This is a genomic window from Saccharothrix sp. NRRL B-16314 (assembly GCF_000716595.1).
Lineage (GTDB): Bacteria > Actinomycetota > Actinomycetes > Mycobacteriales > Pseudonocardiaceae > Actinosynnema.
Genome location: NZ_JNXC01000022.1, coordinates 213,776 through 237,166, shown reverse-complemented (window position 1 = coordinate 237,166; position 23,391 = coordinate 213,776). Strand labels below are relative to the sequence as shown.

Here is a 23,391-nt window from a genome sequence, read left to right as displayed (position 1 = left end):
GATGTAGAGAGGTCTCGTGGGCTCGGAGATGTGTATAAGAGACAGCACGAGGAACCATGCACACCGACGAGAAAGACCCCACCCCGCCGAGGTTGAGCACCGCACGCAGCCGCGAGCTGGGCGAGGAACTGCGCCGAATCCGCCACCGCGTCAAGATGTCCTCCGCCGCCACCGCCGAGGCGTTGGGCTGGTCACTGGGCAAGCTGTCCAAACTGGAGGCCGGCAGCCGAGGCGCCAGCCCGGTGGAGATCGGCACCCTGACCGGCCTCCTGGGCGCCGACAAACCCACCCGCGACCGGGTCCTGGCCATCGCTACCGAACCCGACACCGGCAACTTCCTCCGACCGCACGACCGCGTCCCGGACTCCCTGGTCGCACTGTCCCTGCACGAACAAGCGGCACGGACCATCACCGCCTACGAACCACTGACCGTGCCGGCCCTGGCCCAGACCGGCGACTACACCCACGCCCTGACCGGCGACCACGCCCTCGTCCGGGCCCGCATCGCCCGCCAGACACTGCTGCTCCGCACCGGCGGCCCGGACACCGTCCTGTACGTCCACGAATCCGCGCTGCGAACCGTGGTCGGAGGACCGGCACCCATGCGAGACCAGATGCTGCACCTGACCCTGATGTGCGGATGGCCCCGGGTCCGCCCACGCCTGGTGCCGGCGTCCGCCGGGTTCCACGCCGCCCTCGGCCGGCCCGCCACGCTGCTCACCTTCACCCCGCCGACCCGACCGCTGGCCTACGTCGAGATCGACACCGTGACCGTGTTCCAGGACGCCCCCGACGCCGTCACCCTCTACGAAGCCAAAATGCGGCGCCTCGACTCGCTGGCCCTGTCCCCCGCCCAGTCCCGCGACGTCTTCGCCCGCTGGGCCGACACCTACGACCGGGAGACCGACTGATGCCCGCACGCCCGTTCCGCTGGCTGCCACACCACCACAAGCGGCACGCCGTCAAGGCCGACGTCGTCGCCCGCGACCAGGCGCGCACCCTCTGCGGCGAAGACCTCGTCATCCCCGCCACCCACACCAAAGACCAATGGTGCTGGCCCACCTGCACCGACTGCGACACCCGGTGGCGTGCCGAGGAAGGCATCCTGCCCTTCCCACGCCGATCCAACCCGACACCACGCCCCCAGCGCCCGGCCCCGACCACCGCCACGACGCGCACCCGGTGACTGCTGATCCGCGACCGACCGCCCGACCCACCCACGCCACTGGACGGCCCGCCGGCGGGCTGCGACACGTGCTCGCCGACTGGGGCTGCGCTGGGGAGGCTCGCCGGCCGCTACAACCCTGCGACCGCCAGCCCAAATTCGGCCGAGGTGCTCCAGAACTGCGACTACACCAACGAAACGACGGTCGCATCTGGCCCACTCGCAGGGCATCCTTGCTCCACCCCCACCATCCGGGCTCCTTGTCTCCACCCCACCACCGTGGCCGCCGCCCAGCACGACGAATCCGAGTTCACGCTCTTCTGACCGCCCGACCGTCCCCCGATCGCCACACCTGGAGGGAGCCATCACGGATGGCCGGCACCACCCCGCGCATCGGCGCACGCGTACTCCTGCTCGACCCCCAGGACCGCGTCCTGCTCATCCACGCCCGCGACCCCGACCAACCCCACCACCACTGGTGGGAACTCCCCGGCGGCGGCCTCGCCCCCCACGAAACACCGACCGACGCCGCCCCGCGCGAAGTCGCCGAGGAAACCGGTATCCACCTTGACGACCTCGAACCGAAGCTGTGGATTCGCGAAACCGCTTCCAGTACCGCGGACACCACCACCACCGCATCGACCACGTCTACCTCGCCACCACCACGACGCCCCGGCTGCCGCTCAAATCCACCGACAACGAGAAACAAGGGCTCATCGAACGCCGCTGGCGGACCCTCGACGACCTCATCCACAGCACCGATAAGCTACTCCCTGCACAGCTGCCCAACCTGCTACGCCAGATCCTCCACGGCAACCTGCCTACCGACCCGCTGATCTTGCACGACTGATCGGCACACGGCACTCGACCGCTCACCCAGTCGGTTTGACGTCGGAACCGGGTTGCAGGAATCGCAGGGACACGGCTACACAGCACCACGACAACAGAACCCAACTCAAACCGATGCTGAAACAGCACAGCCCCGCCTAAAGTAGCTGGTCAAGAAGTGTCTTCCCCGCGCGAGCGGGGGTGGTCCCGCCCTCGCCGACGCCCGGCACAACCAGGTGAAGTCTTCCCCGCGCGAGCGGGGGTGGTCCGGCGGTTGCGCCTGTACGGCTCTTATAGTCCCCGTCTTCCCCGCGCGAGCGGGGGTGGTCCTGTGCCGGATCCGATCGGGGTTGATGGCGGTGAGTCTTCCCCGCGCGAGCGGGGGTGGTCCGTGCAGGTGTCGGCGCAGGCGCATCCGGGCCAGGTCTTCCCCGCGCGAGCGGGGGTGGTCCCCATTCGCCGACCCCGGCCACGCCGACGTACTCGGTCTTCCCCGCGCGAGCGGGGGTGGTCCGTGGTCGCGCGGAACCCGGCGTTTTCGACGTGGTCTTCCCCGCGCGAGCGGGGGTGGTCCGTGGTCGTGTGGGATGCCCGCCGCGTCGAGCTCGTCTTCCCCGCGCGAGCGGGGGTGGTCCCGAACTCCGGCCTCGGCGGGATCGGGGTGGGGTCTTCCCCGCGCGAGCGGGGGTGGTCCCGGGACCAGGGGTGCGCAGACTGTGCGCACCCCGTCTTCCCCGCGCGAGCGGGGGTGGTCCGCCGCCCGGGTTCGTCGGCAAGCCGGTCCCGCCGTCTTCCCCGCGCGAGCGGGGGTGGTCCGGCGTGGTGGCGACCCAGCGCACCGAGTGCAGCGTCTTCCCCGCGCGAGCGGGGGTGGTCCGATTCCGCGCAGGTTCTCGCCGGTGCCGTCACCGTCTTCCCCGCGCGAGCGGGGGTGGTCCCACCGTCATCTCACTGTGGACCATCCTCACCGGGTCTTCCCCGCGCGAGCGGGGGTGGTCCCAGCTTGTCGACCTCGTCGCGCGAGCACCACGGGTCTTCCCCGCGCGAGCGGGGGTGGTCCCGCGGCGTCGCTGAGGCGCTGGGCGAAGCGGGCGTCTTCCCCGCGCGAGCGGGGGTGGTCCGCTCATGCCGGCGGCGCTGAGGGTCCTCACGACGTCTTCCCCGCGCGAGCGGGGGTGGTCCGCGCAGGCGGGCCAGTCGGTGAGGATCGTGGTGGTCTTCCCCGCGCGAGCGGGGGTGGTCCGTCGCGGGAGAGGCTTTCCGTCAGCACGGCCATGTCTTCCCCGCGCGAGCGGGGGTGGTCCGTGCTGTTCGACCCGGTCGATCCACCCTCCGGGGTCTTCCCCGCGCGAGCGGGGGTGGTCCGCCCTTGTAGTTCGCGATCGCCGCGTTCTGCGCGTCTTCCCGCGCGAGCGGGGGTGGTCCGTCGAGATGCCGACCTTCTCGCTCTCGGGCGCCGGCTTCCCCGCGCGAACAGGAGCAGTCCGAAGTACGGCCGACATGGTCGTGCGCGCACCGCATATTGCGGTCCGGAGATAGCGTGACTGCTCCGTACGGGTGTATTCGGGGTTGAGTAGCTAACGGTCATCAGGGGCCGGAGTATGTCCCCGCTGTGGCCCGCTGCGGGGCCTCCATTCGTGGGAAGGTCGCGTACTCGTGGTGGTCGACTGGCGTGTGGTGTGGGCGAAGTCCGTCCATGATCCACAGGGCAGGTTGACGCACTGGTTGCCCTTGCAGCAGCACTTGGACGACTCGGCGGCCGTCGCCGGCCGACTAGTGGACGAGTGGGTATCGCCGCAGGTCTTGGACCGGGTCGCGAGTGAACTTCCCGATGGTGTCGACGGTGTGCGTGCCCTGGCCTGTTGGCTTGCCGGAGTGCACGACGTGGGAAAGGCGAGCCCTGCCTTCGTCGTGCAGGTGCCCGTCTTGGCCGATCGGATGCGTACGGCCGGCCTCGACGCGCGGCCCGGTCTGTTGTCCCACCCCTCACGCAGCCGGGTGAACCACGCTCTGGTGGGCCATTTGGCGGTGAGCGGATTTCTGGCTGTCCGGTTCGGGTCCGCGCGAAGCGTGGTTGCCGAGCAGATGGCGAGTGTGGTGGGCAGCCATCACGGTGTGCCGCCGGAAAGGCTGCTGCTGCAGGAGGTCGGCCGCGAACGCGAGCTGATCGGCGAGGGCGTCTGGGATCAAGCTCGACAGTTCTTCTTGGAGCGAGCGTCGGCCGGCGTGGACTTGGCCCGGTACCCGGATGTCCGGTTGAGCAGGCCGAGCCAGGTGCTGTTGACCTCGATCGTGATCCTGGCCGACTGGATCGCGTCGAACGCCGAGTTCTTTCCCCTGTTGCAGGCGCACGAGCCGCCGGAAGACTTCGACATGGCGGCGCGGTTGGAGTTCGGCTGGAAGCAGGTGGGGTTGCCATCACGGTGGCGACCCCAGCGGCTCGGGTCCGATGTGGACTCGGTGTTCCGTGCCCGGTTCAACCCGACTGCGGTGAGTGCGCGGCAGGTGCAGAAGGCAGCCGTGGAAGTGGCGGCAGCGGCCGAGCGGCCGGGTTTGCTGATCGTCGAGGCGCCGATGGGGGCGGGCAAGACCGAAGCCGCACTGCTGGCGGCCGAGGAGTTGGCCGCGAAGTTCGGCGCCGACGGCGTTTTCGTGGCCTTGCCTACGCAGGCGACCACGGATGCGATGTTCGGACGCGTGCGGCGGTGGCTGGACGTGCTGCCGGGTCGTGACGGTCCGGTGAGTGTGACATTGGCGCACGGCAAGGCGTCGTTGAACGACGAGTTCGCCGGGCTGGTGCGGGAGGGTTGGTACGCCACCAACGGCAAAGACGACGAGACGCCGGTTGTCGCGCACCACTGGCTGTGCGGCCGGAAAAAAGGCGTGTTGGCGACGTTCGTGGTAAGCACGATCGACCAGGTGCTGTTCGCCGGGTTGAAGAGCCGGCACTTGATGCTGCGGCACCTGGGGTTGGCCGGCAAGGTCGTGATCATCGACGAGGTGCACGCCTACGACGTCTACATGTCGCAGTACCTCCACCGTGTATTGCACTGGCTGGGTGCCTACGGGGTGCCGGTGGTACTGCTGTCCGCGACGTTGCCCGCCGAGCGGCGGGCCGAGTTGCTCGCCGCCTACGACGGTGGACCGCATCCGGTGCGAAGGGATCTCGGTTACCCGGTGATCGCCGCGTCCGGTGGTGTGCCCGCACGGTCGCTGCCGCTTCCGGCGACCGGTACCGATGTGGCGTTGAAGCGGTTGCCGGACGACTTGGAAGCGCTGGTCGCTTTCCTGCGGGAGCACTTGGCGGACGGCGGTTGCGCGGTGGTGGTGCGCAACACCGTGACGCGGGTGCAGGAGACCGCGGAGCGTTTGGAGGCCGAGTTCGGCGTCGAGCACGTCACCATCGACCACTCGCGGTTCCTGGCGTGTGACCGGGCGCGGATCGACCGGAGCCTGTTGGTGCGGTTCGGGCCGACCGGCGACCGGCCGTCCCTGCACATCGTGGTGGCGTCGCAGGTGGTGGAGCAGTCACTGGACGTGGACTTCGACGTGATGGTGACCGACCTGGCTCCGATGGACCTGGTGCTCCAGCGGCTGGGCAGGGTGCATCGGCATCGACGTGTCCGGCCCGCAGCGGTGGCGCGCGCTTGGTGCGCGGTGGTGGGTGTCGAGGACTGGTCGGCCGAGCCGGTCCGGGCCGTGCCGGGCTCGCGGCGCGTCTACGGCGAGCACCTGCTGTTGCGGTCGGCTGCGTTGCTGGTCGACCGTGACGTTCTGGCATTGCCGACCGACATCGCGCCCTTGGTGCAGCGCGCCTACGACGCCGACACGGTGGGGCCGGAGTCGTGGAAGTCGGCGATGACCAAGGCTGCGGATACCGCTGCGGAGCAGGCTACGGCGCGGGCGGGGGCGGCGAAGACGTTCCTCCTGAACGAGGTTGGCTCCAGCAGGCACTCGTTGATCGGATGGGTGCGTGCCGGTGTGGGGGACGCCGACGACAGCGCGTCGGGCTCGGCACAGGTCCGCGATGGGGCGGAGTCGTTGGAAGTACTGGTCGTGCAACGCGATGCGGCCGGTGGCCTGCTGACCCCGCCGTGGATCGAACGCGGCGGCGGGGAGCCGGTTCCGACGGACCTCCCGGTGGAACCGGCGCAGGCCCGGGTGATCGCGGCGTGCACGCTGCGCTTGCCGGTCGCGATGAGCCATCCCGGGGTGGACCTCGACGTGATCACTGCTTTGGAGAGCAACTGCTTCGGCAGCTTCGAGTCCTCGCCGTTGCTGCGCGGCCGGCTCGTGTTGGTTCTCGACGAGAACCGGACCGCGGAGATCAAGCACGGCAAGGCGGACTTCCGTCTGACCTACGACCCTCACAAGGGATTGGTGCATGAGCGGGGATGAACCCGAGTCGTTCGACCTGATCGACCAGCCTTGGCTGATCGCCAGGACGTTGGACGGCGAGTTGGTGGAACTGTCCTTGATGGACGTCTTCCGGCGGGCTCACGAACTCGCGGGTCTGGTGGGCGATGTGCCCACGCAGGTGTTCGCGTTGACGCGACTGCTGCTCGCCGTGCTGCACGGTGCCCTCGAAGGGCCGCGCGACCTCGATCACTGGGAACAGCTGTGGTCGGACGGGGAACTGCCCGAGGCCGCTGTGCGGGGCTATCTGGAACGGCACCGGTCCCGGTTCGACCTGTTCGGCCCGGAGACCCCGTTCCTCCAGGTCGCCGGGCTGCACACGGCGAAGGGCGAGGTGTCGGAGCTGAACAAGCTGATCGCCGACATGCCGAACGGTCACCAGTTTTTCACGACCCGTCTGGGTGGCGACGTCTCCCTGTCGTTCGCGGAGGCCGCGCGGTGGGTGGTGCACTGCCATGCGTTCGACCCGTCGGGCATCAAGTCCGGTGCCGTCGGCGACGCGCGGGTGAAAGGCGGCAGGGGCTACCCGATCGGCACCGGTTGGTCCGGCTACCTGGGAGGGGTGCTGCCCGAGGGTCCGTCGCTGCGCGACACGCTGCTGCTCAATCTCATCGCGGGGGACTCCGAGTCGATGGCCCGTTCCCACTCGGAAGACCCACCCACGTGGGAACGCACCCCGCTCGGTCCGGCCGAGGACTCCCCGGTCGGACGTCCCAGCGGGCCGGTGGATCTCTACACCTGGCAGAGCCGACGGCTGCGCCTGGTGGCCCGAGGTGGCCGGGTGACTGGGGTGTTGATCTGCAACGGCGACCGGATCACCCCGCAGAACAAGCACCACGTCGAGCCTCACACCGGGTGGCGGCGCAGCAAGGCGCAGGAGAAGAAGCTGCGCGAGGGCACGGTCTACATGCCGCGTGAGCACGACCCGGAACGGGCCGTGTGGCGTGGCCTGCAGTCGATGCTGCCGGGCGCGGTGTCGGCGCAGGGCGACGAGGCGGCGCCGTTCCTTGCGCCACGAGTCCTGGAGTGGATCGCCGAGGTCGAGCAGATCGTGGGCAGCGACTTCCCGGTTCGCCTGCACACCATCGGCATGACCTACGGCAGCAACAGCTCCACCACCGCCGACATCCTCGACGACACGCTGTCGATGCGCGTGGTGCTGCTGCGCCGGGAGAACGCCGCTTTGGCGCATGCGGTGGTGACGAGCGTCCGCGCCGCCGATGAAGCCGCACGGGCTGTGGGCAAGCTCGCCGCCAACCTGGCCGCCGCGGCTGGAGCCGGTAAGGACGAGCGGGAAGGGCCGCGCACCCGTGCCGTCGAACTGGCCTATGCCGACCTGGGCAGCGCGTTCCGCACCTGGTTGCGCGGTTTGCGGGCGGACACCACCCCGTCGGAGGCCGAGACGCAGTGGCACCGGACCGCCCATCGGGTGGTCCGGGCGCTGGGTGCCGAACTGTTGGCGCGGGCACCGATGCAGGCGTGGTCCGGCCGGGTGGTGGACAAGCGGTTGGTCACCTCGGCGCACGCGGACCGGTGGTTCCGCACCGACCTGCGCGCCGCGCTGCCCCTGACCCACATCGAGGAAAGCGAGATCGCGTCGTGACCGTCGTGGAAGGACAGCAGGCTCCGGCGGGCAGGCAGCCCCGGTGGGCGGCTTTGACCGACATCGGCGCGGAGGTCCATGCCCGCATTGCCCCGTTGCAGGAGGGGGTACTGGCCGACCGTTCGGCTGCGGTCGCCGCGTTGGCACGGCTGCGGCGCGGTGTCGGCAAGCCCGCGGGCAGCGTCAACGAGATCCTGCAGTACACCGTGTCGGAGAAGTTCGCGGGACCCGGTGCCGGTGACGATCCGACACCGGCGGAGACCGCCGCGCACGTCGCGTTGACCCTGTACGCGACGCACCAGCAGTCGCAGCACAAGCGGATGCACCAGCGCGGCTTCGGACTGGGCCGCGCGGTACGGATGCTGCACCCGGAGGAGTTCGGCGTCGTCGTGCCGCCCGTGCTGCGCCGGTTCCAGGCTTTGGGCACCGCGCAGAGCCCGGACGAACTGGTGCACCACCTGCGAGGCATGGTGCAACTGCAGCGCGGACGCGGCATCCCGTTGGACTACGCCTTGCTGTCCGATGAACTGGCCCTGTGGCAGCGCCGTGGTGGCGCGTCGACCGTGAGGCTGCGGTGGGGACGAGAGTTCTACCGCGTTCCCCAACCGGCCGATCAGTCCACCTCCTCCCAATGACCCGCTCCCCCGTCTCGAAGGACAATCTCCATGCCTCGCACCATCGTCGACATCCACGTCATCCAGACCGTTCCGCCGAGCAATATCAACCGTGATGACACCGGTAGCCCCAAGACCGCGGTGTACGGCGGCCGGAGGCGCGCGCGGGTGTCGAGCCAGTCTTGGAAGCGCGCGACCCGGGACGCATTCGACCAACTGCTCGACCCGACGGAGTTGGGCGTGCGCACCAAGCGGGTCGTGGAGCTGCTGGGCGAGGAGATCACCCGGCAGCAACCGGCTCTGGCGGACCGGTCCGCTGAGCTGGCCGGGGCTGTGCTCACCGCAGCCGGCATCAAGATCGTCGCGGCACGCAAGAAGGAAGCACTGCCCGAGGCGGAGTTCCTGCTGTTCCTCAGCCGCAGGCAGGTCGTCGGCCTGGCCGAGTTGGTGATCGACGCCGTCGAAGCGGCCGGGGACGGCAAGCTCGACATCGACAAGGCCGAGGCGCGGGCGCGGGCCGACCGGCAGCACTCGGTGGACGTTTCGCTGTTCGGGCGGATGGTCGCCAACGCCACCGATCTCAACGTGGACGCGGCATGCCAGGTCGCGCACGCGTTGAGCGTGCACGCAGTAGACAACGAATACGATTACTTCACCGCCGTGGACGACCACAAGAAGGCCGACGACCAGGAAGACGCCGGCGCCGGGATGATCGGCACGGTGGAGTTCAACTCCTCCACCCTGTACCGCTACGCCACGGTGGACGTGGACCGCTTGCAGGACAACCTGGGCGACGCGGAGGCAACCAGGCGGGCGGTGGAGGCGTTCACGCGGGCGTTCGTGACCAGCATGCCGACCGGCAAGCAGAACACCTTCGCCAACCGCACCCTCCCCGACGCCGTCCTGGTCATCGTCCGCGAAAGCCAGTCGATCAACCTGGTCGGAGCGTTCGAGGAGGCCGTAGACGACAACGTTGAGGGAGGTCGGGTCGTGGCCGCGATCGAACGGCTTGCCGAGCACGCCCGCGAGTTGCACGAGGCGTTCGACGAGCGGCCGGTCGAGGCCTGGGTGTTCGGCGTGGGTGAGAAGAAGGTCTCCCCGCTGACCGAGTTGGCCCGGCCCAGCACCATCGATCCGACCGTGCACGCGGTGGGCACCCTCGTCGCCGGCCGGCTCGCGGAGCAGGCGTGACGACCCTGTTGCTGCGGCTCGGCGCCCCGTTGCAGTCCTGGGGCACCAGCAGCCGCTTCGTCCGCCGCAACACCGATCGCGCGCCCAGCCGCAGTGGCATCCTCGGAATGCTCGCCGCCGCCAAGGGCCGTCGCCGCACCGATCCGCTGGAGGAACTGCTCGACCTGCGCATCGGGATTCGGGTCGACCAGGCGGGTCAGCTGGAACGTGACTTCCAGACCGCCCGGACCCGTGACGGGTCGGGCTCGATGCCGTTGTCCTACCGGTTCTACGTGGCCGACGCCGTGTTCGCCGTCGCCATCGAAGGCGAACCCGAAGTGTTGGAGACGGTGCGGCAGGCACTGTGCGCCCCAGCGTTCCCGCTGTTCCTCGGCCGCCGTTCCTGTCCACCCGCCGGGAAACTGCTGCACGGCATGCATGCCGGCACCCTGAGGGATCGCCTGGAGAACCATCCCTGGCTGGCCTCCCAGTGGGTGCAACGCCGCCACCACGGCACCACCGTCGACCTCGACATCGTCGTCGACTGCCCGGCCGATGCGCCCGATGCCGAACTCGTCCGCGACGAGCCGCTCAGCTTCGACCCGCGCGAGCGCCGCTACGGATGGCGCTCCGTCCGCCGCGACAAGGTCACCGTGCCCAACCCCGCCCACCGCGCAGCATCCGGCGTCGAGTCCGGCCCCGTGATCGACCCGCTCGACCCGATGGCGGCATTCGAGGGAATCGCCTGATGTACCTGACCCGATTCGAGATCAACGCCGCCCGCCGCGACGCTCGGGCACTGCTCGCCTCGCCGCAGAAACTCCACGCCGCGGTCATGGCCTCCTTCCCCACCACCACTGCCGTCCCCGATTCTGACGGGCGGGTGCTGTGGCGGATCGACCGGCGACAGCACCAGGTGATGCTCTACCTGGTCGGCCCGCAGCGCCCGGACCTGACCCACCTCGTCGAGCAGGTCGGCTGGCCTACCACGCACGAATGGGACACCCGTGACTATCGAGCGTTGCTCGACAGGTTGGACGCGGGACAGGAGTGGGCGTTCCGGCTCAAGGCCAACCCCGTCAGCAGCCGCCGGAAGAACGCCGACTCGACGCGCTCACAGCGCTTCGGACACGTCACCGTCGCCCAGCAGAGCGAATGGCTGTTGCGCCGCACCGAACGGCACGGCTTCACCATCCCGACCGGGGAGCACAAGGAACCCGACGTCGCCGTCCGCGAACGCGAGACCCTGTCGTTCGCACGGCAGGGCACCGACGTGACCCTTTCCACCGCCGTGTTCGAGGGTCGCCTGCACATCAGCAACCCAGACTCCCTGCGCGCGACCCTCGTCAACGGAATCGGCCCCGCCAAGGGCTACGGCTGCGGCCTGCTCACCCTCGCACCTGTCCGCCGCGCCTGAGGTGATCCGTGCCTGACATCCCCGGTGCTCGTCCCGTTCCGCTGTCGCAGCTCGTCCGCGCGCAGGACCGCCTGTCGTTCCTGTACCTGGAACACTGCGTCGTCAACCGCGACGACAACGCCATCACCGCCACCGACAAACGCGGCACCGTCCACATCCCGGCTGCCACCCTCGGCGCGCTGCTCCTCGGCCCCGGCACCAACGTCACCCAGCAGGCCATGGTGCTGCTCGCCGAAAGCGGCTCCACCGCCGTCTGGGTCGGCGAGCACGGTGTGCGCTACTACGCCCACGGCCGATCCTTCGCCGTTCCTCCCGACTGCTCGAAGCCCAGGCCAATCTGGTGTCCAACACCCGCACCCGACTGCGCGTGGCACGCGAGATGTACGCCATGCGCTTTCCCGGCGAGGACACCACCGGTCTCACCATGCAACAACTGCGCGGACGTGAAGGTGCCCGCGTCCGGCGCATGTACCGGGAGCACGCCAAACGCACCGGCATCGACTGGCAGCGCCGCGACTACGCCCCCGACGACTTCGACTCAGGCACGCCGGTCAACAAGGCCCTCTCCGCAGCCAACACAAGCCTGTACGGCGTCGTCCACGCAGTGATCGTCGCACTCGGGTGCGCCCCCGGTCTCGGCTTTGTCCACACCGGACACGTCCGGTCCTTCGTCTACGACATCGCAGACCTCTACAAGGCGGACATCTCCATCCCCATCGCCTTCGACATCACCGCGCGCGATGTCGCCGATATCGGCACCGAAACCCGCCGCGCCATACGCGACCACATGCGCGACGGGGCATTCCTGGAAACCTGCGTCCGCGACGTCAAGAACCTCCTCCGTGAAGACGACGGACTGGTCGAGTACGGACCGGAAGCATTCGAGGATATCGACTTCGAGTCCCGCAACGTCGTCATGCTCTGGGACGACAACGGTCGAGCCGTCGCAGGCGGCACCAACTACCACGACGAGGACGACGACCTGTGACAGTCATCGTCGTCGCCGCGTGCCCCATCGGCCTCCGTGGCCACCTCACCCGCTGGTTACTCGAAATCTCGCCCGGAGTGTTCGTCGGCAAAGTCAGCAAGCGGGTCCGCGACCTGATGTGGGCCAGGGTCATCGACATGGTCCGCACCGGCCGCGCCATCATGGTCCACCACGCCGACAACGAACAAGGGCTCGACTTCAAAGTCCACCACCACACCTGGCACCCTGTCGACTACGACGGCATCCAACTCATGCTTCGCCCTGCCGACCCACAACCCGACAACGACTCCGAGCAGAAGTCCGGAGGCAAGGGCTGGAGCACAGCCGGCCGCCGACGCCGCTACGGCAAACGCTGACTCGCGGCCACTAACGTCACGCCGACAACCCGTCGACGGCCAGCAACCGAACGTCACTCACACATGCCTGACTGCGCGCTTGCCCAGACCATCACTGACCCGGTGGACGGGCCTCCGTCTCCTGTGCGGCGTCAGTCCGGTACAACCGTCAAGGCCCGAGCAAACCGATGCTAGAACCGACTCCGGCGCTGTAACGTCCCTGGTCAAGAAGTGTCTTCCCCGCGCGTGCGGGGGTGGTCCCTGGCGATCCGCCCTCAGCCTTTTGGGACTGAGGTCTTCCCCGCGCGTGCTGGGGTGGTCCTGCCTCCCGTCACGCTTCGGGGTGCGGGGGCGTGTCTTCCCCGCGCGTGCGGGGGTGGTCCGGACCGGCTGACGGCACCCCGGGCATATCGGGCGTCTTCCCCGCGCGTGCGGGGGTGGTCCGCTGACCTGGCGCCGTTCGCACCGCCGGATCAGGTCTTCCCCGCGCGTGCGGGGGTGGTCCGAACCGCCTAGAGGAGCTGGGCAAGGGCGACCCGTCTTCCCCGCGCGTGCGGGGGTGGTCCGAACCGCCTAGAGGAGCTGGGCAAGGGCGACCCGTCTTCCCCGCGCGTGCGGGGGTGGTCCCCGCTGATGGCCTGTGCGCCATCGTGCCTCCCTGTCTTCCCCGCGCGTGCGGGGGTGGTCCGCGGCCTGCAACGGCGGTTCGGCGGTGCCGAAGGTCTTCCCCGCGCGTGCGGGGGTGGTCCGGTCGGCCAGCACCGTGCGTGCGGCATCGCGCAGTCTTCCCCGCGCGTGCGGGGGTGGTCCGTGGTGGCGACCCCGGTGGTGCTGTACCTGATCGTCTTCCCCGCGCGTGCGGGGGTGGTCCGCGGGGTGCATTGCGGCCTGTCCGAGACCGCACGTCTTCCCCGCGCGTGCGGGGGTGGTCCGCTGACCCAACGAGGCCGCATCCGTCACCACCTCGTCTTCCCCGCGCGTGCGGGGGTGGTCCCGGACTCGGTCCAGTCCTCGGGTGCCCACGGAGGTCTTCCCCGCGCGTGCGGGGGTGGTCCCGAGTCCCGCGAGGCGCACTACCCGGCCGGCATGTCTTCCCCGCGCGTGCGGGGGTGGTCCCAGAACGGGCCGCCCGCCACACCCCGGCTGCCAGTCTTCCCCGCGCGTGCGGGGGTGGTCCCGAGAGCGCGGGGTTCATGTCGACGGTGCGCTGTCTTCCCCGCGCGTGCGGGGGTGGTCCCATCGCGCGCCGCGAGCAGGGCGGCGAGTAGGAGTCTTCCCCGCGCGTGCGGGGTGGTCCTTAGACGGCGATAGACGTCATAGCAACCTTTCAGAGTCTTCCCCGCGCGTGCGGGGGTGGTCCCGCCTCGCCGCGCAGCACGCGGTCGAGGTGCTCGTCTTCCCCGCGCATGCGGGGGTGGTCCGATGTCGGCCTGCATAGCGGTGCCAGCCGGCGCGTCTTCCCCCCACGTGAGGGTGGTACAGGCCTCCGGCACCATCCGGTCGCCTGTGTCGTGTGCCTGGCTGGTCAGAACAGGGCGACTGCTGCGCCGATGACGCCGCAGGACACCAGCGCCGTCACCACGCCTCGGCGCAGCACGAGCAGCCACAGGGCGGCGAGGCCGAGTAGGACGAACTGCCACGGCCTGTCCAGGGACAGGGCCAGCGGCAGGGTGGAGCCGGCGATCGCGCCGATGGCGGCGGCGCCCGCGCCGGTCAGGAACGCTTGGGCCTTGTCGTTGTCCCGCAGCCGTTCCAGCCTCGGCCCGCCCGCGATGACCATCACGAACGACGGCCCGAAGGCCACGAGTGCGGCCAGCAGCCCACCACCCAGCCCGGCCGCGGCGTACCCGACCACCGCGACGGTCTGCACCACCGGTCCCGGCGTGATCTGCCCGAGCGCCACCGCGTTGAGGAACTGCGCGTCGGACATCCACCCGTACGTGTGCACGGCGTCCTCCCGCATCAACGGGATGATGACGAACCCGCCGCCGTACGACAGGGCGCCGACCTTGGCGGACACCCACGCCAGCGCGCCCAAACCTCCCCCGGCCGCAGGCAACGCGAGCACGACGGGCCACGCGGCATGTCGGCCGGATGGCGCGCGCACCGCGATCTCCACCAACCCGGCCGCGATGAGCACGAGCACCAGCCACGGACCCGTCACCGCCGCCGCGACCCCGCCGGCCAGCAGGTACAGGACCCACCGCACGCGTGCCGCCCGCTCGACGCCGATGCGCTGCCGACTACCCGGGATCAGCCCCCACGCCGCGTGCGCCGCCACCGCGGGCACCGCCGCACCCGCTCCGGCCGCCGCACCGATCACCCACGCCGGCGCGTTGTCGGCCAGGAACAGCATCGCCAACGCGAGGATCAGCAGCAGTCCCGGCACGATGAAGCACAAGCCGCCGACCAACGCCCCCGCCGTCCCGCGCAGCCGCCACGCGCACAGGATCGCGAGCTGCGTCGACGCCGGCCCCGGCAGCAGGTTCGTCACCGCGATGCCGTCCTCGAACTCCCGGTCGGTCAGCCAGCCGCGCCGGGTGACGCACAGGTCCCGCAGCAACGCGATGTGCGCGGGCGGTCCGCCGAACCCGATGCAGCCGATGCGCCCCCACTCACGGGCGATGGTCGCCAGGCCGATCCGCGTCACGGTGCGATCCTCGCTGGCTCCCCTCCGCCCGGTCAAACGATCACACCCGACATCAGTACAGCGTTCACTGTATGGTTGCCGTCATGCTGAAGTGTGAGACCCGCGAGGACGCGTTGGCGCGGCTGGGCAAGGCGCTGGCCGACCCGACCCGCTGCCGCATCCTCGTCGGCCTGCTCGACGGGATCAGCTACCCCGCCCAGCTCGCCGACCACCTTGGCCTGACCCGCTCGAACGTCTCGAACCACCTGTCGTGCCTGCGCGGCTGCGGGCTGGTGGTCGCCTCCTACGAGGGCCGCAAGGTCCGCTACGCCCTCGCCGACGTCCACCTCGCACGGGCGTTGGGCGAGCTGGTCAAGGTCGTGCTCGCCGTCGACACCACCGAGCCGTGCCTCGACGACGAGCAGCCGGTCCCGGCCACGGCGGGGGCGAGCGGATGAACACCGACCCCGGCCGGGCCGACCTGCCGCCCGCCCCCACGGGTGACGGGTGCGCGGACGCCTGCTGCGACGCCGCCGACAGCCCGCAGGTCGACCCGGCACGGCGAGCGGTGCTGACCCGCCGCGTGCGGCTGCTGGTCACCGCCACGATCGCCTACAACGTGGTCGAGGCGATCGTGGCGATCACCGCCGGGACCATCGCCTCCTCCACCGCCCTGATCGGCTTCGGCCTGGACTCGGTGATCGAGGTCGCCTCGGCGACGGCGGTGGCCTGGCAGTTCTCCGGCAAGGCCCCCGAGTCGCGCGAGCGGGCGGCGTTGAAGGTGATCGCGGTGTCGTTCTTCGCGCTCGCCGCCTACGTCACGGTCGAGTCGGCGCGCTCCCTGCTGGGCGCCGAGGCCGCCGACCACTCCACGGTCGGCATCGTGCTGGCGGCGGTGTCACTGCTGGTCATGCCGTTCCTGTCGGCCGCGCAACGCCGGGCCGGGCGCGAACTGGGCTCGGCCAGCGCCGTCGCCGACTCCAAGCAGACCCTGCTGTGCACCTACCTGTCCGGCGTGCTGCTGGTCGGCCTGCTGCTCAACTCCCTGTTCGGCTGGTCCTGGGCCGACCCGGTGGTCGCCCTCGTCATCGCCGCCGTCGCGGTGAAGGAGGGCCGGGACGCCTGGCGCGGTGACCACTGCTGCTGACCCGACCTACGTCACCGGCACGATCCGGGCCGCGATGAGCGCGCCGTCCTCGATGTCGAGCAGCCCGACGGTGCCGTGCGGCTGCCGGCGGCGGTCGGTGGGCGAGCCGGGGTTGAAGACGCGCACGCCGTCACCGGTGACGTCCATCGGGATGTGGGAGTGGCCGAACACGACCAGGTCGGCCCGGGGGAACCGGCGGCGCATCCGCGCGGTGCGGCCGGCGGCCGGTCCGCTGTCGTGGATCATCGCCACGCGCAGGCCCCCGAAATCCGTTTCCACGGTCTCGGGCGCTCCCCACGCGACCACGTCCGGGCCGTCGTTGTTCCCGCACACGGCGGTCACCGGCGCGTACTGCGCCAGCTCGTCCAGCACGGACGCCACGCAGACGTCACCGGCGTGCAGGATGACGTCCGCACCGCGCAGGTGCTTCGCCACTTCCGGGGGACACGACTTCCACCGCCGGGGCGCGTGGGTGTCCGACAGCACGACGACCCGCATGCCGCGCACGCTACCCCGCCCCTGGAACCCGCGTTCAGGTCACGGCAGGGCCGGCGTCGCCGCTGACGCTCAATTCGCGGAGGAACTCGTGGCACCGCTTGGCGCGCTCGGAGTCCTCCGCCATCACCTGCCGGAAGAAGTCGGCGATCTCCCCCTTGCCGGCGTTCTCCGCGTCACGCACGTACTGCCCGTAGTCGTGGCCCGCCTTGAGCGCGTGGTACTGGACGGAGATGAGGTCGTAGGTGACGTCGTCGAAGCCGGTCTCGCCGGTGGCCATGGCCCCTCCTCGGTGGTCGGATCGGGTGGTCGTCCACTCCCATACCCGGCCGTGGCCGGACCAACCGCGCGTCACCGGACGTGGTCGTTCCGAGTGGCAGGGGCACGGGGTTGCTTGTACGGTCCGGAATTGGGTTGAGACGACAGCCTGATCCGGCGTGACGCGGGCACCTCCGCTCCCGCGGCTGGAGGAACCCATGAGAATCGCAGTCGTTTCGGCCCACGCGAGCCCGCTGCCCGTGCTCGCCGACGCCGAGGAAGGCGGCCAGGACGTCCACGTGGCGGATCTGGCGGCGGCCCTGGCCGCGGCAGGGCACGACGTCGTGGTGCACACCCGACGTGATTCGGTTCGGCCCCGCGACGTGGTGCACACCCGTCGGGGTTACGACGTGGTCCACGTGACGGCCGGGCCGCCGACCCCGCTCCACCCCGACGAGCTGCTGCCCCACCTCGACGACCTCACCCGGTTCCTGCGCGGTCAGTGGCAGGCCGACCGGCCGGACGTGGTGCACGCCCACTACTGGACGTCCGGCGTGGCGTCGGTGCTGGCCGCGAACGGTCTCGGCGTGCCGGTGGTGCAGACGTTCCACTCGTTGGGTGCGATGGAGCAGGTCGACGGTGAGGCAGTGCCGGCGGCTCGCGTGTCCACCGAACGGCTGATCGGCCGCGAGGCGAGCCGGGTCGTGGCCGGCTGCACGGACGAGAAGGCGCAGTTGGTGCGGCTGGGCGTGCCGCGGGCGCGGATCGCGGTGGTGCCGCGAGGGGTCGACGTCGAGCGGTTCAAGCCGGACGGGCCGCGGTTGAACCGGCAGTCGGCCCACCGCCTGGTCGCGCCCGCCGACGGCGCCGAGGACGTGATCGCCGCGCTGCGGTCGGTGTGGGACACCGAGTTGGTCGTGGTCGGTGGCCGGGCCGGTGACCTGCGCTGGTTGCGCGAGCAGGCCCGCGTGCACGAGGTCGGCGACCGGGTGCGGCTGGTCGGCCGGGTGCCGCGGGTCGCGCTGCCCGCGCTGCTGAGGTCCGCCGACGTGGTGGTGTGCGGGGGATCGGGCGCGTCGACGGCTCCGCAGGAGGCCATGGCGTGCGGTGTGCCGGTGGTGGCCGCGACCGTCGGCGCGGCGACCGACACGGTCGTGGACGGTGTCACCGGGATGCTCGTGCCGCCGAACGACCCGAAGGCCCTCGCCCGCGCGCTGCGCCCCCTGTTGGCCGACGACGCCCGTCGCGACGCGTACGGCATCGCCGCCGCGGACCGCGTGGAAGCCCGGTACAGCACCGCGCGGATCGCGGCCGAGACGGTCCGCGTCTACGTCCAGGCGACGGGCATGCCGGAGCCCGTCGAGGCATCGGCTCACGAGGGGTAGTCACAGCGGGCGAGTAGCAGCAGGAGGGTCGCGGCGGGCAGGTGCAGCGGGCAGGTCGCAGCGGGCAGGTCGCAGCGGGCAGGTCGCAGCGGGCAGGTCGCAGCGGGCAGGTCGCAGCGGGCAGGTCGCAGCGGGCGGGGCACAGCGGACCAGCGGTCTACTCGCCGTGGTCGTGCCGGGTCGACTCCGTCGGGTACTCGCTGAGGCGGTTCATGAGGTCGTCGGCCGCGCCGTACGCGCGCAGGCGCACCGGCCGGGGATCACCGGGGTGGTCGCCACGCAGCAGCGCCGCCACGAACGCGGCCACGTCCGCGGTCTCGGGCAGGACGTCGCCCCTCAGGTAGGAGATGACGACCGGCGGTCCGCCCGAGCGGGTCTCCACCGCGCCGGCCCAGCCGAACTCCTCGTCCCACAGCAACGCGAGGTTCTGGTCGGGGAGGGACGGCACGTAGCCCCGCACGGCGAGGTAGGCGGTCGCGGGCGGGCCGGGGTCGGCGGACGAGCACTCCCCCGCCAGCCCCAGCTCCGCCGCGACGGCCGTCACGTACCGCTGGAGGCCGTGGGCCGGCGTGTTGTCGAAGTCGAAGTCGGGGTCCACCGCGTCCCACCCCCGTAGTCCCGGCACTGACGTTCCCGTCCGACTACCCGGCCTGCCCGACCGCAAACGACGGAACGCGGGCGTGCACCGCGCGGGCGCCCGCCGTGCGGGGGCGTGATCAGCCGAGGGTGAGCAGCACGTGCGCCGCCACCAGCAGGCCGCACGTGACGGTGTGCGTGATCGGGTTGTGCGTCAGCAGCGCGGCGAACTCCCGCAGGAACGCGCTGGGCAGGAAGTACCACGCCGTGCGCGCGCCGATGATCTGCATCCGCAGCCGGAGCCGGCGGGCCAGGACCGCGGCGCGGAACACGTGGAAGTTGTTGGTCACCGCCACGGCACGGCCGCTCCAGCCGCGTCCGGCGAGGAGTTCCGCGCTGTACTGGAGGTTCTGCTCGGTGGTGGTCGCCCGGTCCTCCACCACGATCAGGTCGTCGGGCACGTCGCGGCGCAGCAGGTAGTCGCGCATCGCCGCCGCCTCGGACACCTTCTCGTCCGGTCCCCGCCCGCCCGAGACGACGAGCAGCGGCGTGCGGCCCGACTCGACCTCGCGCCGGTACAGGTGGAGGCCGCGGTCGAGCCGGCTCGCGAGCAGCGGCGGGACGCGGTCGCCGATCAAACCCGCGCCCAGCACCACGACGGCGTCGAAGCCGGAGCGGCGGCCGATGCTGCCGTAGACGATCGAGTACAGCAGCAGGCTGACGAACAGGAACGCGACGTACGCGGCGACGATCAGCAGCGAGCCGATCACCGCGTCGACCACCGGCCCGGTGTGCGCGGTGGCGAAGCCGAACGCGTAGACGACGCCGAAGATCGCGAGCCCGGCGAGCAGCGACAGCAGGTTCGCCGGCCGGAAACCCTCCCGGCGCAGCATCAGCACGCCGTTCGCGATCAGCGCGATCGGCAGCACGAAACCCAGCCCGAGCAGGAGGGCCACGAACCCGTACCCGACCGCGACGGCCGTCCACCCGCCGTTCGCCGAGGCCCGGAAGACCAGCCACAGCAGGAGGAGCACCAACGTCACGCCGAGCCACACCGCGTTGCCGATCCGCCGCCGGTCCCGGATCACACCGACCACGAAGAAGAGGGCAGGCACGATGGCCGCGATCCCGAAGATCATGGACAGGAATCTAAGCGGCCCACCGCCGGACCGCGCGACCCGCGGTGCCGAAGTGGAGTACCGCGGTGCCGAGTGGAGTACCGCGGTGGTCAGTCGAGGTCGTCGACCAGGTCGGGGTCGGCGGCGGCGGAGGCCGCTTCCGCTTCGGCCTCGCGGTCCGGCAGGACGGTGGCGAGGTAGGAGCGGAGCGCGGCGGTGGTGCCCACGTCGCGGCCCGCGTGCTCGGACAGGTACCAGCGGTGGACCAGGACCTCGTGGAACAGTTCCGCCGGCGCCAGCACGCCGAGCAGGTCGGGCGGGACGGCGGCGACCACCGGGTCGTACACCTCGTTGCGCCACAGGTGACCGGCGGTGGTCTCGGGGACCGGTCGGCCGTCACGCTGCTCCAGGAACGCGCGGAACGAGCGGAGGTCGTTGAGCAGTCGGCGGGCCTGGCCCTCCTGCACCTCCAGGCCGGTGAGCTTGAACAGCTCGCGCCGGTGCTGGCCGATCTCGGCGACCCGGATGTCCACCCTCAGCCGCGCGCCGCTGTCGGAGGTGACCAGCTCGACCTCGCCGACGTCGAAGCCCAGGTCGTTGAGCCGGCGCAGGCGTTCGGCGACCCGGTAGCGCTGCTCGTCCAGCTGGAAGAACTCCTCCCGGGTCACCTCGTCCCACAGCGCCGCGTAACGCCGGGGCACGCTGTCGGCGACCTCGACCGGGTCGATCTCGGGCGGCAGGAGACCGCCGGCTTCCAGGTCCATCAGCTCGCCGCCGATGCGCTCCCGGGCCAGGTCCACGTCGTAGGTGCGCTGACCGCTGGACAGCACGGGGTGGCGTTCGACGGTCTCGGCGTCCACCAGGTACGCGGCCAGGTTGCCCGCGTCGAGCCGGAACAGCGTGTTCGACAGCGAGCAGTCACCCCAGAACGTGCCGGACAGGTGCAGCCGCACGAGGAGTTCGACGAGCGTGTCCACGAGTCGATCGGCCGAGTGCTCGCCGCGCGGGCTGGAGAACAGGTACCGGTAGGACATGGAGTGCTCGAGGTAGCGGGTGACCAGGATGGCCTGCTGGTCGTCCGGCCGGTCCACGCACAGCCCGAGCACCGACACCGCGGGCATGCCCTCCCGCTCCATGTCGCCGAGCACCGCGTACTCGTGCCGCGCCAGCGCTTCCGCGATCTCCTTCAGCGCGTACACCTGGCCCTCGCTGGCCACGAACCTCACCACGTGCCGCGAAATACCGCGTTGGGGGACGGTCAGCAGCAGCTTCTCGTCCCACTCCTCCAGCGGTTGGGCCCAGGGCAGGGAGAGCAGGCCACCGGCCTCGGTGGCGGGTGGGCGGAAGAGGAATCGCATGTGCTCCCCGTGGCTGGTGCGCGTACGACGCCGAAGCTACCCCGTCACCCGGCCGCCCAGCCAGCCTCCGTCGCCCGGTGTGACCTGTTCACCACGATTAAGAACGGCCTGCGGCCGAACGTGCGCGGACCCGCTCGACGACGCACCCACCAGCGTTCGCCTCGACGCGAAGTGGCACAGGTCACACCCGAGTGGTTCGGCGTGGCGCGTCCTCAAAAGGGTTTCCCGACCGCAACGGAAGACCGACAGCGGCAGAAGGGGGCGACGTGCCGGACGACGACTACGACCAGTTCGTCACCGAACGTCTTGATCGACTCTTGCGCTACGCCACGGCGTTGACGTGCGACAAGCACCTCGCCCAGGACATCGTCCAGGACGTGCTGCTCCGCGCGCGGCAGCGGTGGGGGCGGATCGGGGAGATGGCCGCCCCGTACCTCTACGTCAAGCGGATGGTGACCAACGAGTTCCTGTCGTGGCGTCGCCGCAAGGCCAGGCGGGACGTGTCCTCGACGCACGCCACGTTGGACGAGTTGGCGCCGATGGTCGCCGACCACGCCGTGCGGCACGCGGAACGGGACGCGATGCGCGCCCGGATCGCCGTGCTGCCGCGCAAACAGCGGGCGGCGCTCGTGCTGCGCTACTACGAGGACAGCACCGACACGGAGATCGCCCGCATCCTGGGCTGCACGGAAGGCACCGTGCGCAGCCACATCTCCCGCGCGCTCCAGAAGCTGCGGGTCAACGAGAACATCCCGTCGGAGGTGCTGCGGTGAACGAGCAGGAACGCCTGATCCGAGAAGCGATCGCGGCCGAGGCGGACCAGGCGGTGGACTACCGCGCCGTGCTGTCCGACCTGCACCGCGCGAAGCCCCGACGACGGCCGATCGCGTTGTTCGCGGCCATCGGGGTGGCCGCCGCCGTCGCCGCCGTCGCGGTGATCGTGCCGCTGGGCGTGGACCGGGGCGCGGCTCCGGGAACGGTCGACCCGGCCGCACCGCCGGCGGGGCAGGCGCCCGCGCAGAACGTGCTGCTGATCGGCCTGGACGAGGTCACGAACACCGATTCGGTCGTGCTGGCTCGGCTCGGCCCGGACGGCACCGCGAGCGCGGCGTCGCTGCCGCGCGACTCGTGGGTCGACATCCCCGGCGTGGGCATGGGCAGGCTGAACTCCGCCTACGCCCGAGCCCACTCGGCCGCGCAGGCCGAGGGGCGGGACGGTCACGCGGCGGGCGCGGAGGCGCTCGTGCTGACGGTCGAGGCGTTGACCGGCACGCAGGTCGACCACTACGCGTCGGTCGACATGGCGGGCTTCGGCGCGCTGGCCGACGCGGTCGGCGGGGTGGAGGTCTGCCTCAGGACGGCGGCGAAGGACCAGTTCTCCGGCATCGACCTGCCCGCCGGGCGGCACTCGCTGGACGGCGCGCAGTCGTTGGCGTTCCTGCGGCAGCGCCACGGGCTGCACTACGGCGACCTCGACCGGATCACGCGGCACCAGGTGTTCCTGCGATCCCTGGCCACGAAGGTGATCCGTGCGGGCGACGTGGCGAAGCTGAACGAGCTGGTGGAGGTGGTGCGGGCCAACGTGCGCACCGATCCCGGCTGGAACCCGCTGGAACTCGCGCGGCACCTGAACGGGACCGTGCGGACGGCGACCATCCCGGTCGGCGAGGTGATCGACAGCGAGGCGGGCGCGAGACTGGCCGTCGACCCGGCGGCGGTCCGGACGTTCACGGCGGGCTTCTTCGCCGACCAGCCCGCCACTCCGTCCACCACGCCTGACGGCAGTCCCGTCGGCACCCCCGCCCAGCCGACGCCGGAAGACGGCTGCGTGGACTGAATCAGTTGCACGCTGCCGTCTGCGCGGGATGCTTTCCGGCGTGAAAACCTTC

General features: G+C 70.8%; 22 protein-coding genes, 1 pseudogene and 2 CRISPR repeat arrays. Of the genes and pseudogenes, 17 read left to right on the top strand and 6 right to left on the bottom strand.

The features are described 5' to 3' along the window. Positions 1 to 56 precede the first annotated feature (56 nt). From OQ02_RS27710 to cas2e, 12 genes and pseudogenes are all read left to right on the top strand, one after another. Entirely contained in the window at positions 57 to 911 is an 855-nt protein-coding gene (locus OQ02_RS27710; RefSeq protein WP_051772861.1) for a helix-turn-helix domain-containing protein, read from the top strand. Then, on the top strand, positions 911 to 1,186 hold the full coding sequence (locus OQ02_RS27705; RefSeq protein WP_156077339.1) for a zinc finger protein: 276 nt from the start codon (positions 911 to 913) through the stop codon (positions 1,184 to 1,186). Before OQ02_RS27710 ends, OQ02_RS27705 begins: the two co-directional genes overlap by 1 nt. A gap of 350 nt (positions 1,187 to 1,536) precedes the next feature. Then, positions 1,537 to 1,692: pseudogene (locus OQ02_RS46120) on the top strand (NUDIX domain-containing protein); the annotation flags it as partial. A gap of 62 nt (positions 1,693 to 1,754) precedes the next feature. After that, a complete protein-coding gene (locus tag OQ02_RS46115) occupies positions 1,755 to 2,015 on the top strand; it encodes a hypothetical protein (protein WP_231500256.1) in 261 nt (86 codons plus the stop codon). A gap of 158 nt (positions 2,016 to 2,173) precedes the next feature. Further along, a CRISPR array of direct repeats spans positions 2,174 to 3,418; the repeat unit is 28 nt; unit sequence GTCTTCCCCGCGCGAGCGGGGGTGGTCC. Positions 3,419 to 3,649: 231 nt separating this feature from the next. After that, positions 3,650 to 6,391 carry a CRISPR-associated helicase/endonuclease Cas3 gene (locus OQ02_RS27695; protein WP_051772860.1) on the top strand — a complete coding sequence of 914 codons (2,742 nt, stop codon included), beginning with the start codon at positions 3,650 to 3,652 and terminating at the stop codon, positions 6,389 to 6,391. Continuing rightward, complete coding sequence (gene casA / locus OQ02_RS27690; protein WP_033441494.1) at positions 6,378 to 8,012, top strand: type I-E CRISPR-associated protein Cse1/CasA; 1,635 nt, start codon at positions 6,378 to 6,380, stop codon at positions 8,010 to 8,012. The genes OQ02_RS27695 and casA overlap by 14 nt, the downstream gene beginning before the upstream one ends. Then, positions 8,009 to 8,647, top strand: a complete 639-nt coding sequence (casB, locus tag OQ02_RS27685; protein WP_231500250.1) for a type I-E CRISPR-associated protein Cse2/CasB — start codon at positions 8,009 to 8,011, stop codon at positions 8,645 to 8,647. Before casA ends, casB begins: the two co-directional genes overlap by 4 nt. A 30-nt stretch (positions 8,648 to 8,677) precedes the next feature. Next, the gene (cas7e, locus tag OQ02_RS27680) at positions 8,678 to 9,817 is read left to right on the top strand and encodes a type I-E CRISPR-associated protein Cas7/Cse4/CasC (RefSeq protein ID WP_033441493.1); all 1,140 of its coding nucleotides are present in this window, start codon (positions 8,678 to 8,680) and stop codon (positions 9,815 to 9,817) included. Further along, positions 9,814 to 10,545: a type I-E CRISPR-associated protein Cas5/CasD gene (gene cas5e / locus OQ02_RS27675; RefSeq protein ID WP_033441492.1), complete on the top strand. Its 732-nt coding sequence runs from the start codon at positions 9,814 to 9,816 to the stop codon at positions 10,543 to 10,545. Before cas7e ends, cas5e begins: the two co-directional genes overlap by 4 nt. After that, positions 10,545 to 11,213 (top strand): type I-E CRISPR-associated protein Cas6/Cse3/CasE, encoded by a 669-nt coding sequence (cas6e, locus tag OQ02_RS27670; protein ID WP_033441491.1) that lies wholly within the window; start codon positions 10,545 to 10,547, stop codon positions 11,211 to 11,213. Before cas5e ends, cas6e begins: the two co-directional genes overlap by 1 nt. A gap of 340 nt (positions 11,214 to 11,553) precedes the next feature. After that, complete coding sequence (gene cas1e, locus OQ02_RS40260; RefSeq protein ID WP_231500249.1) at positions 11,554 to 12,201, top strand: type I-E CRISPR-associated endonuclease Cas1e; 648 nt, start codon at positions 11,554 to 11,556, stop codon at positions 12,199 to 12,201. Next, positions 12,198 to 12,557: a type I-E CRISPR-associated endoribonuclease Cas2e gene (gene cas2e, locus OQ02_RS27660; protein ID WP_033441490.1), complete on the top strand. Its 360-nt coding sequence runs from the start codon at positions 12,198 to 12,200 to the stop codon at positions 12,555 to 12,557. The genes cas1e and cas2e overlap by 4 nt, the downstream gene beginning before the upstream one ends. A 212-nt stretch (positions 12,558 to 12,769) precedes the next feature. Beyond that, positions 12,770 to 13,774: direct repeats of the CRISPR family, unit length 29 nt; unit sequence GTCTTCCCCGCGCGTGCGGGGGTGGTCCG. A 287-nt stretch (positions 13,775 to 14,061) separates the two neighbouring features. Here cas2e and chrA read toward each other — a convergent pair. Further along, entirely contained in the window at positions 14,062 to 15,186 is a 1,125-nt protein-coding gene (gene chrA / locus OQ02_RS27655; protein ID WP_033441489.1) for a chromate efflux transporter, read from the bottom strand. An 83-nt stretch (positions 15,187 to 15,269) separates the two neighbouring features. On the opposite strand from chrA, the gene cmtR reads away from it, so the two are divergent. Beyond that, positions 15,270 to 15,623, top strand: a complete 354-nt coding sequence (cmtR, locus tag OQ02_RS27650; RefSeq protein WP_033441549.1) for a Cd(II)/Pb(II)-sensing metalloregulatory transcriptional regulator CmtR — start codon at positions 15,270 to 15,272, stop codon at positions 15,621 to 15,623. Next, the gene (locus OQ02_RS27645) at positions 15,620 to 16,312 is read left to right on the top strand and encodes a cation transporter (RefSeq protein WP_081915986.1); all 693 of its coding nucleotides are present in this window, start codon (positions 15,620 to 15,622) and stop codon (positions 16,310 to 16,312) included. The genes cmtR and OQ02_RS27645 overlap by 4 nt, the downstream gene beginning before the upstream one ends. A gap of 6 nt (positions 16,313 to 16,318) precedes the next feature. Here OQ02_RS27645 and OQ02_RS27640 read toward each other — a convergent pair whose 3' ends face one another. Then, positions 16,319 to 16,810: a metallophosphoesterase family protein gene (locus OQ02_RS27640; protein ID WP_033441547.1), complete on the bottom strand. Its 492-nt coding sequence runs from the start codon at positions 16,808 to 16,810 to the stop codon at positions 16,319 to 16,321. A 34-nt stretch (positions 16,811 to 16,844) separates the two neighbouring features. Beyond that, complete coding sequence (locus tag OQ02_RS27635; RefSeq protein WP_033441488.1) at positions 16,845 to 17,087, bottom strand: hypothetical protein; 243 nt, start codon at positions 17,085 to 17,087, stop codon at positions 16,845 to 16,847. Positions 17,088 to 17,283: 196 nt separating this feature from the next. On the opposite strand from OQ02_RS27635, the gene OQ02_RS27630 reads away from it, so the two are divergent. Next, positions 17,284 to 18,450 (top strand): glycosyltransferase, encoded by a 1,167-nt coding sequence (locus OQ02_RS27630; RefSeq protein ID WP_033441487.1) that lies wholly within the window; start codon positions 17,284 to 17,286, stop codon positions 18,448 to 18,450. Between the two features lie 157 nt (positions 18,451 to 18,607). Here the strand turns inward: OQ02_RS27630 and OQ02_RS27625 are convergent, their stop codons facing one another. The 3 genes from OQ02_RS27625 to OQ02_RS27615 all read right to left on the bottom strand — a co-directional run bounded on the left by OQ02_RS27625 (position 18,608) and on the right by OQ02_RS27615 (position 21,502). Next, on the bottom strand, positions 18,608 to 19,048 hold the full coding sequence (locus OQ02_RS27625) for a DUF6292 family protein (RefSeq protein WP_051772859.1): 441 nt from the start codon (positions 19,046 to 19,048) through the stop codon (positions 18,608 to 18,610). Positions 19,049 to 19,166: 118 nt separating this feature from the next. Beyond that, positions 19,167 to 20,165, bottom strand: coding sequence for a YdcF family protein (locus OQ02_RS27620; protein WP_033441486.1), 999 nt, complete (start codon positions 20,163 to 20,165; stop codon positions 19,167 to 19,169). Positions 20,166 to 20,254: 89 nt separating this feature from the next. Continuing rightward, on the bottom strand, positions 20,255 to 21,502 hold the full coding sequence (locus tag OQ02_RS27615) for a DUF4032 domain-containing protein (protein WP_051772858.1): 1,248 nt from the start codon (positions 21,500 to 21,502) through the stop codon (positions 20,255 to 20,257). Positions 21,503 to 21,768: 266 nt separating this feature from the next. On the opposite strand from OQ02_RS27615, the gene OQ02_RS27610 reads away from it, so the two are divergent. Beyond that, positions 21,769 to 22,275: a SigE family RNA polymerase sigma factor gene (locus OQ02_RS27610; RefSeq protein WP_033441485.1), complete on the top strand. Its 507-nt coding sequence runs from the start codon at positions 21,769 to 21,771 to the stop codon at positions 22,273 to 22,275. After that, complete coding sequence (locus OQ02_RS27605) at positions 22,272 to 23,339, top strand: LCP family protein (protein ID WP_051772857.1); 1,068 nt, start codon at positions 22,272 to 22,274, stop codon at positions 23,337 to 23,339. The genes OQ02_RS27610 and OQ02_RS27605 overlap by 4 nt, the downstream gene beginning before the upstream one ends. The last annotated feature ends 52 nt before the right edge of the window (positions 23,340 to 23,391 follow it).

Coding starts and splice junctions, on each gene's coding strand:
- OQ02_RS27710 (WP_051772861.1), top strand. CDS start 57: ATGCACACCGACGAGAAAGACCCCACCCCGCCGAGGTTGAGCACCGCA.
- OQ02_RS27705 (WP_156077339.1), top strand. CDS start 911: ATGCCCGCACGCCCGTTCCGCTGGCTGCCACACCACCACAAGCGGCAC.
- casA (WP_033441494.1), top strand. CDS start 6,378: ATGAGCGGGGATGAACCCGAGTCGTTCGACCTGATCGACCAGCCTTGG.
- cas7e (WP_033441493.1), top strand. CDS start 8,678: ATGCCTCGCACCATCGTCGACATCCACGTCATCCAGACCGTTCCGCCG.
- cas6e (WP_033441491.1), top strand. CDS start 10,545: ATGTACCTGACCCGATTCGAGATCAACGCCGCCCGCCGCGACGCTCGG.
- cmtR (WP_033441549.1), top strand. CDS start 15,270: ATGCTGAAGTGTGAGACCCGCGAGGACGCGTTGGCGCGGCTGGGCAAG.
- OQ02_RS27645 (WP_081915986.1), top strand. CDS start 15,620: ATGAACACCGACCCCGGCCGGGCCGACCTGCCGCCCGCCCCCACGGGT.
- OQ02_RS27640 (WP_033441547.1), bottom strand. CDS start 16,810: ATGCGGGTCGTCGTGCTGTCGGACACCCACGCGCCCCGGCGGTGGAAG.
- OQ02_RS27635 (WP_033441488.1), bottom strand. CDS start 17,087: ATGGCCACCGGCGAGACCGGCTTCGACGACGTCACCTACGACCTCATC.
- OQ02_RS27630 (WP_033441487.1), top strand. CDS start 17,284: ATGAGAATCGCAGTCGTTTCGGCCCACGCGAGCCCGCTGCCCGTGCTC.
- OQ02_RS27620 (WP_033441486.1), bottom strand. CDS start 20,165: ATGATCTTCGGGATCGCGGCCATCGTGCCTGCCCTCTTCTTCGTGGTC.
- OQ02_RS27615 (WP_051772858.1), bottom strand. CDS start 21,502: ATGCGATTCCTCTTCCGCCCACCCGCCACCGAGGCCGGTGGCCTGCTC.